Below are 14656 nucleotides of genomic sequence, written 5' to 3'. Positions count from 1 at the left end.
CCGGCGCCGTGGTACATCTCCAGCGCATTCATTGTGACGGGTTGTCGCCATGCTTGAAGGACTGGATGCCGTCGTGCTCGCCCGGGCGCAGTTCGCATTCACCGTCTCCTTCCACATCATCTTTCCAGCGTTCTCGATCGGGCTTGCGAGCTATCTCGCGGTGCTGGAGGCGCTGTGGCTGTGGACCGGCCGGGAAGTCTTCATCAACCTGTTCCACTACTGGCTGAAGATCTTCGCCGTCGCCTTCGGCATGGGCGTGGTGTCCGGCGTCGTGATGTCGTACCAGTTTGGCACCAACTGGGCGACCTTCTCCGACAAGACCGGTCCGGTGATCGGCCCGCTGATGGCCTATGAGGTGCTGACCGCGTTCTTCCTCGAGGCCGGCTTTCTCGGCGTGATGCTGTTCGGGCTGAAGCGGGTCGGGCGCACGCTGCATTTCGTCGCCACCCTGATGGTGGCGATCGGCACGTTGATCTCGGCGTTCTGGATCCTGTCCGCCAACTCCTGGATGCAGACTCCCACCGGCCACGCCGTCAACGCCGACGGCCAGTTCATCGCCGCCGACTGGTGGCAGGTGATCTTCAATCCCTCGTTCCCCTATCGCCTGGTGCACATGGTGCTCGCCGCCTACCTCACCACCGCGTTCGTGGTCGGCGCGGTCGGCGCCTTCCACCTGCTGCGCGACAGTGTCAGGGACGGCCCACGGGTGATGTTCTCGATGGCGATGTGGATGGCGGCGCTGGTGGCGCCGATCCAGATCTTCGCCGGCGACCAGCACGGCCTCAATACGCTCGCCCATCAGCCCGCCAAGGTGATGGCGATGGAAGGCCACTTCCAGAGCCATCCGCACGGCGCGCCGCTGATCCTGTTCGGCTGGCCGAGCCAGCAGCGCGCGACGGTGGATTACGCGCTGGAGATCCCGAAGGCGTCGTCGCTGATCCTCAAGCATGCGCCGGATGCAGCGCTCGCCGGCCTCGACACCGTGCCACGGGAGAACTGGCCCTTTGTGCCGGTGGTGTTCTGGTCGTTCCGCATCATGGTCGGCATCGGCTTCCTGATGCTGGGCCTTGGCCTGCTCAGCCTGATCGCGCGCTGGCGCGGCACGCTGTTTCAGTGGCGGGCGCTGCACTGGCTGGCACTGCTGATGGGGCCGGCCGGCTTCATCGCGGTGCTGGCGGGCTGGGTGACCACCGAGGTCGGCCGCCAGCCGTTCGTGGTCTACGGACTATTGCGTACCATCGATGCGGTGTCGCCGCTGGCCGCACCGGCGGTCGGCTCCTCGCTGATCGCGTTCGTCGTCGTCTACTTCACCGTGTTCGCCGCCGGCGCCGTCTACATCCTGCGGCTGATGGCCGCCCCGCCGCATCATGGCGAGGAGGGTCCGAGCGCCGACATGCCGGCCCGCGCGGCCGGCCTCACCCCCGCCGTCGCCGCCGCCACGTCGCACCGGGAGCCGCGCTGATGCCGATCGATCTCACTGTCATCTGGGCCTTCATCATCGCCTTTGCGGTGTTCGCCTATGTGGTGATGGACGGCTTCGATCTCGGGCTCGGCCTGCTGTTTCCGCTGTTTCCGGCCAAGCAGGACCGCGACGTGATGATGAACTCGGTCGCGCCGGTGTGGGACGGCAACGAGACCTGGCTGGTGCTCGGTGGCGGCGGGCTGTTCGCCGCGTTTCCGCTGGCCTATGCGGTGCTGATGCCGGCGCTCTACACGCCGATCATCGCCATGCTGCTGGGCCTCGTGTTCCGTGGCGTCGCGTTCGAATTCCGCTGGCGCACCACGCGCGAGCGCAATCTCTGGGACATCGCCTTCGCCGGCGGCTCGCTGCTGGCGACCCTCGCCCAGGGTATCGCGCTCGGCGCCGTCCTGCAGGGCGTCAAGGTCACGGGCCGCGTCTATGGCGGCGGCTGGTGGGACTGGCTGACGCCGTTCAGCGTCCTCACCGGCATCGCCCTCGTCGCCGGCTACGGCCTGCTCGGCGCGACCTGGCTGATCATGAAGACCACCGGCGAACTGCGAGAACGGGCCTATACGCTGAGCTGGCGCTTCCTGATCGCAACCCTGCTCGCCATTGTGCTGGTCAGCGCGGCGACCCCGTTCCTCGAAGCCGAGTACTGGCGGCGCTGGTTCGCCTGGCCCAACATCGTTCTCACCGCACCGGTTCCGCTCGCCGTCGCCGCCGTCACGGTGGTGCTGGTGCGCAGCCTCGAGCGCCGCCAGGACCTGCGGCCCTTCTTCCTGTCACTCGTCCTGTTCGCACTGTGCTACGCGGGCCTCGGCGTCAGCATGTACCCCTACGTGGTGCCGCAGAGCATCACCATCTGGCAGGCGGCGGCGCCGCCGAACAGCCAGAGCCTGATGCTGGTCGGCGTGGCGATCATGGTGCCGATCATCCTGGCTTACACGGCCTTCGCCTACTGGGTGTTCCGCGGCAAGGTGGAACCCGGCACCGGCTACCACTGATGATGGACAGGCCGCCCCCGCGCCGCATGCCGGAGGCCATGCCGCTCAGCCGCCGTCTGCTGTGGTTCGCCGCGCTGTGGCTGTCGGGCGTGGGGACCGTCGCGGCCGTCGCCTTTGTCCTGCGCTTGTGGCTTGCGCCGCATTGACGGGCATCGGCCCGCCCGCCTTCATGAATCTTTTATGAACGCCATGCGATCACGCGCTGACAGTCATCACGCGCGGCCACCGCGGCCGCTTGCCAGCCCGCGGCGCGTGGGCTTTGATGGCGCTTCACCAGCTCTGCTCCATTCATTCCGAGAGGCCTGAATGTCCAAGACGACAACCGCCCTGGCCCGCCTGCTCCTGTGTCTCCAGCTCGCCGGCCTCGCGCTGCTGCTTCCCTCGTCGCACAGCTTCTCGCAGACCCAGGACATGAACATCGACGATCAGCCCGGCTATATTCCCTCCGATGAGGGACTGCCGCCGCAGTACCAGCGCCAGCTCGTGCTCTACCGCACCACCGAGCCGCCGGGCACCATCATCATCCAGACCTCGGAGCGCTACCTGTACCTGGTGCAGGGCAACGGCCGTGCGCTGCGCTATGGCATCGGCGTCGGCCGCGAAGGCTTCCAGTGGCAGGGACTGCTGCGCATCTCGCGCAAGGCGGAGTGGCCGGACTGGACGCCGCCGGCGGAGATGATCCAGCGCCAGCCCTACCTGCCGCGCTTCATGGCCGGCGGCCCGGGCAACCCGATGGGCGCGCGCGCGCTCTATCTCGGCGAGACGGTCTATCGCATTCACGGCACCAACCAGCCGCAGACCATCGGCAGCGCCGTGTCATCAGGCTGCTTCCGTCTGGTCAACGCCGACGTCTCCGACCTGTTCGACCGCGTGCCGGTCGGCACCAAGGTCGTGGTCCGGCAACGGCCGGAGCTGTAACCTTTCATTTCATCATCAGCCGTTTCGACGAGAGAGTGCCATGATCCGTTCCAAACCGGTCCTTTTCAAATCATCCCTGCTGGCGACTCTGGCGTCCGGATGCCTCGCGGCGGCGGCCGTCCTCGCCGGCGCGGCCGGCGCGCAGGCGCAGACGCTGAACACCATCAAGGATCGCGGCCAGCTGGTCTGCGGCGTCAGCACCGGTCTCACCGGCTTCTCGATCAGCGATGACAAGGGCAGCTGGAGCGGCTTCGACGTCGACTTCTGCCGGGCGCTGGCCGCGGCGATCTTCAACGACACCAGCAAGGTGAAGTTCGTGCCGCTCAACGCCAGCGAGCGCTTCAACGAACTGAAGGCCGGCAAGATCGACGTGCTGTCGCGCAACTCGACCTGGACCATGTCGCGCGAGACCGAATTCGGCCTGAACTTCACCGGCGTCACCTATTACGACGGCCAGGGCTTCATGCTGCACAAGACCACCCGCAGCGTCGAATCGGCGCTCGACCTCGGCGGCGCCAAGATCTGCGTGCAGGCCGGCACCACCACCCAGACCAACCTCGCCGACTATTTCCGCGCCAACAACCTCAAATACGAAGAGGTGAAGTTCACGGTGCTGGCCGACCTGGTGAAGGCCTATGAGAGCGGCCAGTGCGACGTGTTCACCAGTGACGTGTCGCAGCTGCATTCGGAACGCGCGAACTTCGCCAAGCCTGCCGATCATGTCATTCTGCCCGACGTCATTTCCAAGGAGCCGCTCGGCCCGGTGGTGCGCCAGGGCGACGACGGCTGGCTCGAGATCGTCAAGTGGACCCACTTCGCGATGCTGAACGCCGAGGAGCTCGGCGTCGCCTCGAAGAACATCGACCAGGCGCTGCAGTCGGCCAAGCCCGACGTCAAGCGGCTGGTCGGTACCGACGGCAATTCCGGCGAGCAGATCGGCCTGACCAACGACTGGGCGGCGCGGATCATCCGCCTGGTCGGCAATTATGGCGAGGTCTACGACCGCAACCTCGGCGTCGGCTCCAAGCTCGGCATTCCGCGCGGCCTCAACCAGCTCTGGAACGCCGGCGGCATCCAGTACGCGCCGCCGATCCGCTAGCGTAGAAGCGCGATGACGTTACCCTGACAGCTTGTGAAGCTTTCGGTGGGGCGAGTTGTTGCGGCCCTGCAGCCCGGATAAGCGAATCCGGGGCCGGGTGATTAAGACCCCGGGTGTCGCGGTGCTCACCCGGGCTACCCGCCGTAGCCATAATCCGTCATCCAGAGATGCATCGCCCCGGCTTCAGCCGGGCGTTCTTTGAAAGCCGCAAGTCGGGCAAACGCGACTCGCGGTGCGAAGCATGGCCCTCGAAGGACGACGGCCTGAACAGCAGTTTAGTGACGGGTCGGCGACGGCGCGACGACAGCTGACGCCATCCGCTTCAGCCGGCTGGTGAGAACGTCCATCGAGAACGGCTTCGCCAGGATTTCCATGCCGGGCTCGAGGAAACCGTCGCGCATCGTGGCATCCTCGGCATAGCCGGTGATGAACAGCACGCGCAGGTTCTTGCGCTGCAGGCGGGCGAAATCCGCGATCTGACGGCCATTGAGGCCGGGCAAACCGACATCGGTGACCAGCAGATCGATCTGCTGCTCCGACTCCAGCACCGGCAGCGCCGCCCTGTCGTCGGCGGCCTCGATGGTGGTGTAGCCGAGTTCGCGCAGCGCCTCGATCACCATCAGCCGCACCGCCGGATCGTCCTCGACCACCAGCACGGTCTCCTGCACCGGCAATGGCACATCGACATCCGCCGGCACGATGATCGGCCCGTCGCCACTGTAGCGCGGCACATAGAGCGCCACCGTCGTGCCCTCGCCCTCGGTGCTGTCGAGCTGGACATGGCCGCGCGCCTGCTTGGCGTAGCCATAGACCATCGACAGGCCGAGGCCGGTGCCCTGCCCCATCGGCTTGGTGGTGAAGAACGGATCGAACGCGCGCGTCACCACGTCCGGCGTCATGCCGACGCCGGTATCACGGACCCGCATCACGACATAGTCGCCGGGCGCCAGCCCGCCCTCCGGCCGCGCGGCGAGCGGATCGACGGTGACATTCGCCATCTCGACCGTCAGCAGGCCGCCTTCCGGCATGGCGTCGCGTGCGTTGATGGCGAGGTTGAACAGCGCCGTCTCGATCTGGTTGGCGTCGCCCTCGGCGATCCACAGATCGTCGGCGATCCGGAGATTGATCGCGATACGCTCGCCCATGGTGCGCGTCAGCTGATCCTGCAGCGCGCCGAGCAGCCGCCCGAGATCGAGCGGCTTGAGATCGAGCGTCTGGCGCCGCGAGAACGCCAGCAGGCGATTGGTCAATCCGGCGGCGCGATTGGCCGAGGCTACCGCGGCGTCGATGAAGCGGCCGACGTCGCCATTGCGGCCGACGGCGAGCCGCCGCTTGACGATGTCGAGGCCGCCGATGATGCCGGTGAGCAGGTTGTTGAAGTCATGGGCGATGCCGCCGGTGAGCTGCCCCACGGCTTCCATCTTCTGCGACTGCCGCAGCTGATTTTCGGTGGCTTGCAGCGCCTCCTGCGCCTGCTTCTCCGCGGTGACGTCGCGGCCGACGGCATAGATCAATCCCTGGTCACGCACCGCGGTCCAGGAGATCCAGCGATAGGATCCATCCTTGTGGCGCAGCCGGTTCTCGAACCGCGGCGTCACGCCGATATCGACCAGCCGCGCCAGCTCCGCACGGGTCCGCACGCCGTCATCGGGGTGCTCCAGCCATTCCGGCCCGTGGCCAACCAGTTCGCGTTCCAGCCAGCCGAGCGTCGCGGTCCAGGCCGGATTGACGCTGAGGCAGATGCCGCTCTGATCGGCCACGAGCATCAGATCCTGCGACACGTTCCAGAGATGATCGCGTTCGCGGGTCCGCGCCTCGACCTTGAGCGTCAGCTTGGAGTTGCGCCGGGCCAGCTCTTCCTCGCGCGAGCGCAGGTCACGCGTCGCCTGCACCTGGCGCGTGGTGTCGCCGACGACCGCGAGCACGCCGAACGGCCGGCCATCCTCGTCGCGCACCGGGTTGTAGTCGAGATTGAGCCAGACATCTTCCGGCCGGCCGTTGCGATGGAGCACGAGATGCTGGTCGCGAAACGAGATCGCCCGCCCTTCGAAGCCCGCATCCATCACCCGCCGGTTGAAGTCGGCGACCTCGGGCCACGTCTCGAACACCGAGCGGCCGAGAATTACGGGATGGCGGCTGCCAGCGACCGGAATGTAGGCATCGTTGTAGAGCATCACGCCGGTCCGGCCCCACAGCAGGCACATCGGCACCGGCGAGTGCACCACGATGTCGACCGCGGTCCGCAGGCTCTGCGGCCACAGCGCGACGGCGCCGAGCGGGGTCTTGGACCACGCAAAGGTCCGAATCGCCGCGCCCATGCGGCCACCGCCGATGGGGAACAGGTCCTGGTTGAAGCGCAGCGACTGCTCCGCCGGGTTCATGATGCCCGTCATGATGTTGGAGATCTGGGAATGCAGGATCCTGACATCGGCAGGCCCGATGAAAGGCCCGGAAGGGTATTTAGGAATGAAAACGAGAAGACGTCTGCGACTTTCGTCGAAGGAGCGTCGGCGCGGGACAATCCGCGCTCCATCGCCTGTCGCGTCCCCCGGAGCGACGCAACGCCGCCCCGGCAAATAAATTCACGCCAATTCAACACGTTACCGAAGTCCCCGCCGCTTCGGCGCGCATTAATACTGGTCAGTATCGCTTCAGGCGCGCCAACTGATCAGCATGAAAGTTTGAATCGCCAAAAAGTTCCTGACAAACGCGCATCCGCTTCATAAAAAATCCGATGTCGAACTGGTCGGTCATGCCCATGCCGCCATGCATCTGGACCGCCTCCTGCACGGCCAGCGTGCCGGTGGTTCCAGCCTTGGCCTTGGCGACCGCGACCGCGGCCGCGGCGGTGTCGACATCAGCGTCCAGCAATTGCAGCGCCTTGAGCACGGTGGCACGGGTGAGCTCGATCTCGCAGTAAAGATGCGCCGCACGGTGCTGCAGCGCCTGGAACTCGCCGATCAGCTTGCCGAACTGTTTGCGCTCCTTGAGATACCCGACCGTGCGGCCGAACGCCTCCTCGGCCGCTCCCAGCATCTCCGACGCCACCGCGCCGCGGCCGACATTGAGCACGCCCTCGAGCAGCGTGCCGCCCTGATCGACCTCGCCGAGCACCCCGTCCGCCGTGACATCGACATTATCGAACGTGATGCGCGCGGCGTTGTGCGCGTCCACCATCACCGTGCGCTCGACCGCGATGCCCTTGCTCTTGGGATCGACCAGGAACAGCGTCAGGCCACCGGCCTCGCCCGGCGCACCCGCCGTGCGCCCCGCGACGATCAGAAGATCGGCGACATGGCCGTCGACCACGAAACCCTTGGCGCCGTTGAGGCGGAAACCGTTGCCCGAGCGCGTCGCCTGCAGCGCGGTGTGCCGCGGACGATGCTTGACGCCTTCATCGACCGCGAGCGAGGCAACGAGTTCGCCCCGGGCGATGCGGCCGAGATGTTCGGACTTTTGCGCCGCCGAGCCGGCGCGCTTGAGCGCCGATGCCGCGAGCACCGCGGTCGACAGGAACGGCGACGGCGCCAGCGTGCGCCCGATCTCCTCCATGATGATGCCGGCCTCGACACAGCCGAGCCCGGAGCCGCCGAACTCCTCCGGCACCAGCAGGCCGGAAAAGCCCATCTCGGCAAAGGTGCGCCAGAGGTCGCGCGAGAAGCCGACCGCGTCGCGGCTGTCGCGCAGCTGGCGGAGATGGGACACTGGTGCATTTTCACCGATCAGACCGCGCGCGCTGTCACGCAGCATGGTTTGTTCTTCGTTGAGGACGAGGGCCATGGCAGGAATTCCGTGTTGAAAGAGGTCAGCTGAAGGACGACGGCATGAGGACGGCGAACCGCCTCACGCCCCCGGCAGGTCGAGGATGCGCTTGGCGACGATGCCGAGCATCACCTCGCTGGTGCCGCCCTCGATCGAGTTGGCCTTGGTGCGCAGCCACGCCCGCGCCTTGGCGCCGTCCTGGGAGCGCTCGCTCTCCCACTCCAGTGCGTCGCTGCCGCCGGCGGCCATCAGCAGCTCATGGCGGCGTTTGTTGAGCTCGGTGCCGTAGTATTTCATCGCCGACGAGAACGCCGGATGCGCCTGCCCGGCCTTGGCGAGATCGACCGCACGCTCGGCGGCGCAGGCGAGCGCCGCCTCGTCGATCTCGAAGGTCGCGATCTGGCCGCGCAGCACCGCGTCCTCCAGGCGGCCCTGGTCGTCGGCGCCGAGCGAATCCGCCGCCACCTGGCCGAGCGGCCGGCCGCCACCGCGCTCGCCCATGCCGCTGATCATGGCACGCTCGTGCTGCAGCAGGTATTTCGCGACATCCCAGCCGCGGTTGATGGTGCCGAGCACATTGGCCTGCGGCACCCGCACATTGTCGAAGAAGGTCTCGCAGAACGGCGACTTGCCGGAGATCAGCAGGATCGGCTTGGTCGACACGCCCGCTGAGCGCATGTCGAACAGGATGAAGCTGATGCCGTCATGCTTCTTCGCCGTCGGGTCGGTGCGCACCAGGCAGAAGATCCAGTCGGCGAAATTGGCGTACGACGTCCAGATCTTCTGGCCGTTGATGATGAAATCGCTGCCGTCGGCCTCGGCGCGGGTCTGCAGCGAGGCGAGGTCGGAACCGGCATTCGGTTCGGAATAGCCCTGGCACCAGCGGATCAGGCCGGCTGCGATCTTGGGCAGATGCTCGCGCTTCTGCGCCTCGGTGCCGTACTTCAGCAGCGCCGGCCCGAGCATCGAGATGCCGAACGACACCAGCGGCAACCGCGCCGAGATCGCCGCCATCTCCTGGCGCAGGATCTTGGTCTCCTCGCCGTCGAGCCCGCCGCCGCCATATTCCTTCGGCCAGTGCGGCACGGTCCAGCCCTTGTCGCGCATGCGTTCGAACCACACGCGCTGCGGCTCCGACGAGAACGTGGCATTGCGACCGCCCCAGAAGGTATCCTCCTCCTTGGTCATCGGCTTGCGCATCTCCGGCGGACAATTGGCCGCGAGCCAGGCGCGGGTTTCCTGCCGGAAGTGATCGAGATCTGTCATGACGACGCCCTCTGCGTTTCCTGTTGCAATGAACGTCGCGTGGATCGCGCCGCCAAAATTGAGGCGAACTTTACCCGCCGGCTTGCGGAATACAACATCGCGGCGACAATCGGCCCCAACATGGCTGCCGCGCGCGTCCCCTGCGCACACCACGACGCGCAGCGAAACAGGAGGAAATTCACATGCGCTTCAAGCCGATTCCGCCTGGCGAAATGAACGCCGCCCAGCGGGCCGTGCACGATGAGGCCGTCGCGGGCAAACGCGGCAGTGCACCTGCACCGTTGCTGGCCTGGCTGCACAGCCCGGACATGGCACGGCATGCGGGACGGCTCGGCGCCTTCCTGCGTTTCGACACCAGCCTCGGCGCGCAGCTGTCCGAACTCGCCATTCTCGTCACCGCACGGCACTGGAGCGCGGCCTACGAATGGTACGCCCACAAGAAGCTCGCCCTGCAGGCCGGCCTCGCGCCCGACATCATCGAGGCCATCAACCGGCGGCACGTGCCGGATCTCGACGATCCCAAAGCGCAGATCGTGTACGAGGTCAGCGAGGCACTGCACGAGAGCCGCGTCCTGCCCGAAGCGCTCTACGCCCGGGCGCGAGCGCTGCTGGGAGAACGTGGCCTCGTCGAACTGATCGGCCTGCTCGGTTACTACACGCTGGTGTCGATGACGCTGAATGCCTACGAGGTCGGCTTGCCGGAGGGCGAGGTCTCCGACCTTGCGCCGTAGTCTTCCGCGCCCCACATAGCGGTATCCATCGCCGCCGAGGCCGCCATGACCGCCGAACCGCAGAGCACGTCACGTCCGATCATCGCCGGCACGCGCATCGGCCACGTCCATCTCAAGGTCGCCGACCTCGATCGCGCGCTCGGCTTCTACTGCGGCGTGCTGGGCTTCGAGCTGACGCAGCGCTATGGCGCCCAGGCCGCGTTCATCTCCGCCGGCGGCTATCACCACCACATCGGCCTCAACACCTGGGAGAGCAAGGGCGGCCATCCGCCGCCACCCGGCAGCACCGGGCTGTTCCACACCGCGATCCTCTACCCGACCCGCGCAGCGCTGGCGGATGCGCTGGTGCGCGTGGTCGAGGCCGGCATCCCGCTCGACGGCGCCAGCGACCACGGCGTCAGCGAGGCGCTCTACCTGCGCGATCCCGACGAGAACGGCGTCGAGCTGTACTGGGACCGCGAGCAGGACAAGTGGCCGCGCAATGCGGACGGCTCGCTCGCCATGTACACCCGCCGGCTCGACCTCGACGACCTGCTGCGGGCGCGCGACGCCGCCTGACCGTGGTGCACCCTCACGCCAGAGCTTCGTCGCGCCGGCCGCGCAGCAGCACGCCCGCGGCCGCTACGAGCTCGAGCGCCATGCAGACATAGAGCGGCAGTGCATAGCTGCCGGACCAGTCGCGGAGCACGCCGACCAGCGCCGGGCCGCAGGCCGAGATCGCGCTGCTGATGGCGGTGCTCAAGCTCACCACGACGCCGAAGGCATGGGCATCGAACTCGCGGTGCACGATCATCGACGGCAGCGTGATGGCGTTGCCGACGGTGAAGCCGAACACCACGCAGCCGGCGTACAGCGCGGTCGCGCCGGGCACGTTGACCATGGCGAGCAGCGCCAGGGCCTGGCTTGCGAACAGCACCGCCGACGCGGCGCGCTGGTGGAGCCGCCCCATCAGGAAGCCTAACACCACCCGGCCCACCACCGCCATGGCCGTCATCAGCGCCATGGCGAGGCCGGCCTGCTCGCGACCGATCATCGGCTCCATGAATGAGAACTGGTGGACGATGAAGCCGATCTGCGCCAGCAGCACCAGCGCGAACGGCAGGGCGATGCTCCAGAACGACAGGTCGCGCAGCGCTGCGCGGCGGATCTCCGCGGAGGACGTGGCCGCCCTCGCCACCGCTGCATCCGGCGCACGCGGCGGCGGCGTGCCGACGCCGAGCAGGATGACCGGCAGCAGCACCACCACCATGGCGAGCGCCATCGCCACCACCGCCGGCGTAAAGCCAACGGCCGCGATCGCCGTCACCAGCACCGGCACGCCGACCACACCACCGAGGCTGGCGCCATTCAGCGCCAGGCTGATGGCGAGGCCACGCCGCTCATGGAACCAGAGCCCGAGGGTGTTGGAGATCGCCGCCATGGTCAGGCCGGCCCAGCCGACCGCCATCAGCGTGTAGACGCCGTAGAGCTGCCAGGGCGCGTTGACGAAGCCGAACAGTACCGTCGCCAGCGCCATGCACAGCACGGCGCCGACAAGGCATGTCCGGACGCCAAGCACACGGATCGCATCGCTGACGAACACCACGAGCACGGCGCTGAACAGGTAGAAGAACGTCGTGGCGGCGGAGATGGTCGCCGCCGGCCAGCCATGGGCGCGCCGCAACTCGGCGAGGTAGACGCTCTGGCCATAGAAGCCGAGCGCCCAGGCGAAGGTCGCGGCGAGAAAGCACACCCCCACCACCCGCCAGCCCGGAAAGCGGAGCGAACGCTCGTCGATGTGGGGCAAGGTCGGGGAGGCATCCATCGGCAGCGCCTCCAGGCACGCGGGGCAAGGGAAGAGATGGAGAACGTAGCATCCCTTCCCTGCCGTTTTGAAGGGGCTCGTGCGAGGCACTGACCGGCGCCGACGGCGCGTCAGCGCACTGCGCATTGACACCCCGGAGCGGCTGGATACACCGCCATGTAGCGTGTGTCGGCAGCCATTATTGACATGTCGTCACGAGTGATATGCCCAGAAGCCGATTAATAGACAAGAATGAATGCCAGTAGTCTTACACGGAGAAAACCGATCGGGGTAAACAGCATGCTGAAGCATCTCAACGGATTGTTTGCGGGTCTTTTCTGCGTGACGGCCGCGCTCGCCGAGCCGGCTCTTCCAACGCTTCGCGGCGATCTGGACGACGCAATCGATAAAGCGATCGTCGATCAGCGCCTCGTTGGCGCTGTTGTCTTGGTGATGCACGACGGCAAGTTTGTTTATCGTCGTGCCGCGGGTTACGCTGATCGGGAATCGAAGACAAAAATGCAAGAGGACACGATATTCCGGTTGTCTTCTGTTTCCAAGCCGATCGTCGTTGCCGCGGCCATGGCGCTCGTGGACCAGGGCAAGTTGAGGCTCGATCAACCGGTGACGGACTGGCTGCCTGACTTTCGTCCCGCTTTGCCGAATGGCGAGACCCCAGCCATAACCATCCGTCAGCTCCTGAATCACACGGCCGGGCTCAGCTATGGATTTCTGGAAAACCCGAATGGTCCCTATCACCAGTTCGGCGTCTCCGACGGGATGGATGAATCACGTGTCAGCCTCGAGGAGGAGACGCGCCGCGTGTCGGCTGCCGGCTTGGCCTACGAACCAGGAAAAGGTTGGGGCTACTCGGTCGCGATCGATGTGCTGGGCAACGTTATTTCTTCCGCAGCAGGCAAGCCTCTCCCGGACGTGGTCCACGACCTGGTGACGAAGCCGCTGCGGATGACGGATACGGGTTTCAGTATTAGATCCAAGGCTCGGCTTGCGACGCCGTATGTCGATGGCAACCCCGCACCTGGTGTGATGAAGGACCCCCAAGTGGTTCCTTTCGCGGAGTTCGCTGGTATTCGCTTCTCACCCAGCCGCACACTTGGGAAGGATTTTTTCCCCTCGGGCGGCGCCGGCATGGTCGGTACAGCGGGTGATGTGGCGCGGTTTCTCGACAATGTGAGGCAAGGCGGGCAGCCTGTTCTGCGGCAGGCGACCGCACGCTCGATGATGGCCAATCAGACGGCAGACTTCCCGATCAACCTGTATGGGCCGGGGTGGGGTTTTGGCTTCGGAGGCGCCGTGCTGCGTGATCCAGCGCTGGCAAAGACACCGCAGTCTGCCGGCACATGGGCATGGGGCGGCGTGTATGGTCATAGCTGGTTTGTCGATCCCGCAAGAAAGCTGACGGTGGTTGTCATGACCAACACCGCTTTTGAAGGCATGGCGGGCAAGCTTCCAACAGACGTGCGTAACGCCGTTTACAAGAACATTCGCGAATGACATGTTCTAGCAGCGCGCGGCCTCTGTCTTATCAAGCCGCCCTGCATGCCCCCCGATCCGTGTTGCCGTGAACAATTTGGGCAGGTTGTGTCGCTATACATTGGATATTAGACGTCAGACTTCGATGACCTGCCCGGGGCTTGGACAGTTTTCATGGCGATCGAAACGCTAGAACTCGCCATATTTGTCAGTGTGACCAAACACTCCAGCTTCGCGCGCGCTGCGGAAGAGTTTGAATTGACCCCGTCGGCTGTCAGCCGGATCGTGTCACGTCTGGAAGATCGCCTGGGGACGCGGCTACTACAGCGCACCACGCGCCGGTTGTCGCTGACGGAAGCTGGGTTGTTATTCCATCGCCGAGCTCTGCGCCTGCTCGCGGATATATCCGAAATCGAATCGGAGATGTCCAGCATGACCCAACAGCCGCGCGGATTACTGCGACTCAATGCGCCGGTCGTTTTTGGCAGGCTTCATGTCGTGCCATTCTTGGGTGAGCTGCGACGACGTTATCCAGACATCGCGGTTGAACTCACGCTCACCGATCAATTTGTCGATGTCGTCGATGCTGGTGTCGATCTCGCGATCAGGATCGGCGGGCTCGCGGACTCGCGCCTGATCGCCCGCAGACTTTGCACGAACAGGCGCCTGATCGTTGCAAGTCCGGATTATCTCGCCCGCAAAGGCACGCCGCGACAGCTTTCTGATCTCACGAGCCATGATTGCCTGGTCTACACAGGCATCTCTCGTCCCCACGACTGGCGCCTCTCCGGGCCAAATGGTTCTGTGAGTGTCGCTGTTCAGGGAACCATTACATCCAACAATGTCGAGGCATTACTGGAAGCCGCGAAAAATGGGCACGGAATTGCACTGGGAGCGACCTTCTCAGCTCACGAGGCGCTAAGGTCTGGATCTCTTGTACGCGTACTCCCGGAATTCGAGTTTGAGCCGACCGCGATCTTTGCGGTTTATGCGTCAAATCGGCAATTGTCCCGGAAAGTGCGGGCGGTGATTGATCTGCTCGCGTCGGCCTTCAATGATCCGCCGCCATGGGATCGCCTGCTCCCCTGAAATTCAGGTCAGGGTGCAATGACCGCTTTTCTGCATGGCAGCCTGTCT

13 protein-coding genes are annotated in these 14656 nt (G+C 65.7%); 9 read left to right on the top strand and 4 right to left on the bottom strand.

Annotated elements, in window-relative coordinates; all coding sequences use genetic code 11:
• Nucleotides 1-49 precede the first annotated feature (49 nt).
• The 5 genes from AB4Z37_RS10345 to AB4Z37_RS10325 all read left to right on the top strand — a co-directional run bounded on the left by AB4Z37_RS10345 (nt 50) and on the right by AB4Z37_RS10325 (nt 4483).
• The gene (locus AB4Z37_RS10345; protein ID WP_441516639.1) at nt 50-1462 is read left to right on the top strand and encodes a cytochrome ubiquinol oxidase subunit I; all 1413 of its coding nucleotides are present in this window, start codon (nt 50-52) and stop codon (nt 1460-1462) included.
• Nucleotides 1462-2466: a cytochrome d ubiquinol oxidase subunit II gene (gene cydB, locus AB4Z37_RS10340; RefSeq protein ID WP_441516638.1), complete on the top strand. Its 1005-nt coding sequence runs from the start codon at nt 1462-1464 to the stop codon at nt 2464-2466. The genes AB4Z37_RS10345 and cydB overlap by 1 nt, the downstream gene beginning before the upstream one ends.
• Nucleotides 2467-2468: 2 nt before the next feature.
• Nucleotides 2469-2612, top strand: a complete 144-nt coding sequence (locus tag AB4Z37_RS10335; protein WP_441516764.1) for a DUF2474 domain-containing protein — start codon at nt 2469-2471, stop codon at nt 2610-2612.
• A gap of 160 nt (nt 2613-2772) precedes the next feature.
• Nucleotides 2773-3384: a L,D-transpeptidase gene (locus AB4Z37_RS10330; RefSeq protein ID WP_441516637.1), complete on the top strand. Its 612-nt coding sequence runs from the start codon at nt 2773-2775 to the stop codon at nt 3382-3384.
• Between the two features lie 40 nt (nt 3385-3424).
• Entirely contained in the window at nt 3425-4483 is a 1059-nt protein-coding gene (locus tag AB4Z37_RS10325) for an amino acid ABC transporter substrate-binding protein (RefSeq protein WP_441516636.1), read from the top strand.
• 275 nt (nt 4484-4758) lie between these two features.
• Here the strand turns inward: AB4Z37_RS10325 and AB4Z37_RS10320 are convergent, their stop codons facing one another.
• The 3 genes from AB4Z37_RS10320 to AB4Z37_RS10310 all read right to left on the bottom strand — a co-directional run bounded on the left by AB4Z37_RS10320 (nt 4759) and on the right by AB4Z37_RS10310 (nt 9511).
• Nucleotides 4759-6876 (bottom strand): PAS domain S-box protein, encoded by a 2118-nt coding sequence (locus AB4Z37_RS10320; RefSeq protein ID WP_441516635.1) that lies wholly within the window; start codon nt 6874-6876, stop codon nt 4759-4761.
• Nucleotides 6877-7123: 247 nt separating this feature from the next.
• A complete protein-coding gene (locus AB4Z37_RS10315) occupies nt 7124-8263 on the bottom strand; it encodes an acyl-CoA dehydrogenase family protein (protein WP_441516634.1) in 1140 nt (379 codons plus the stop codon).
• Between the two features lie 63 nt (nt 8264-8326).
• Nucleotides 8327-9511, bottom strand: coding sequence for an acyl-CoA dehydrogenase family protein (locus AB4Z37_RS10310; RefSeq protein WP_441516633.1), 1185 nt, complete (start codon nt 9509-9511; stop codon nt 8327-8329).
• A gap of 182 nt (nt 9512-9693) precedes the next feature.
• On the opposite strand from AB4Z37_RS10310, the gene AB4Z37_RS10305 reads away from it, so the two are divergent.
• Entirely contained in the window at nt 9694-10242 is a 549-nt protein-coding gene (locus tag AB4Z37_RS10305) for a carboxymuconolactone decarboxylase family protein (RefSeq protein WP_441516632.1), read from the top strand.
• 45 nt (nt 10243-10287) lie between these two features.
• Nucleotides 10288-10800: a VOC family protein gene (locus tag AB4Z37_RS10300; protein WP_441516631.1), complete on the top strand. Its 513-nt coding sequence runs from the start codon at nt 10288-10290 to the stop codon at nt 10798-10800.
• 13 nt (nt 10801-10813) lie between these two features.
• Here the strand turns inward: AB4Z37_RS10300 and AB4Z37_RS10295 are convergent, their stop codons facing one another.
• Nucleotides 10814-12046 carry an MFS transporter gene (locus tag AB4Z37_RS10295; RefSeq protein WP_441516630.1) on the bottom strand — a complete coding sequence of 411 codons (1233 nt, stop codon included), beginning with the start codon at nt 12044-12046 and terminating at the stop codon, nt 10814-10816.
• Between the two features lie 279 nt (nt 12047-12325).
• Here AB4Z37_RS10295 and AB4Z37_RS10290 point away from each other — a divergent pair, with 279 nt between their 5' ends.
• Both AB4Z37_RS10290 and AB4Z37_RS10285 read left to right on the top strand, forming a co-directional pair.
• The gene (locus AB4Z37_RS10290; protein WP_441516629.1) at nt 12326-13540 is read left to right on the top strand and encodes a serine hydrolase domain-containing protein; all 1215 of its coding nucleotides are present in this window, start codon (nt 12326-12328) and stop codon (nt 13538-13540) included.
• 153 nt (nt 13541-13693) lie between these two features.
• Nucleotides 13694-14608 (top strand): LysR family transcriptional regulator, encoded by a 915-nt coding sequence (locus tag AB4Z37_RS10285; RefSeq protein ID WP_441516628.1) that lies wholly within the window; start codon nt 13694-13696, stop codon nt 14606-14608.
• Nucleotides 14609-14656: the final 48 nt, after the last annotated feature.

Origin of the sequence: Bradyrhizobium sp. 2TAF24 (genome assembly GCF_052115025.1) — a bacterium.
Lineage (GTDB): Bacteria > Pseudomonadota > Alphaproteobacteria > Rhizobiales > Xanthobacteraceae > Bradyrhizobium_A.
Note: the sequence above shows the minus strand (reverse complement) of the source record. Positions and strands in the feature narration are given on the sequence as shown.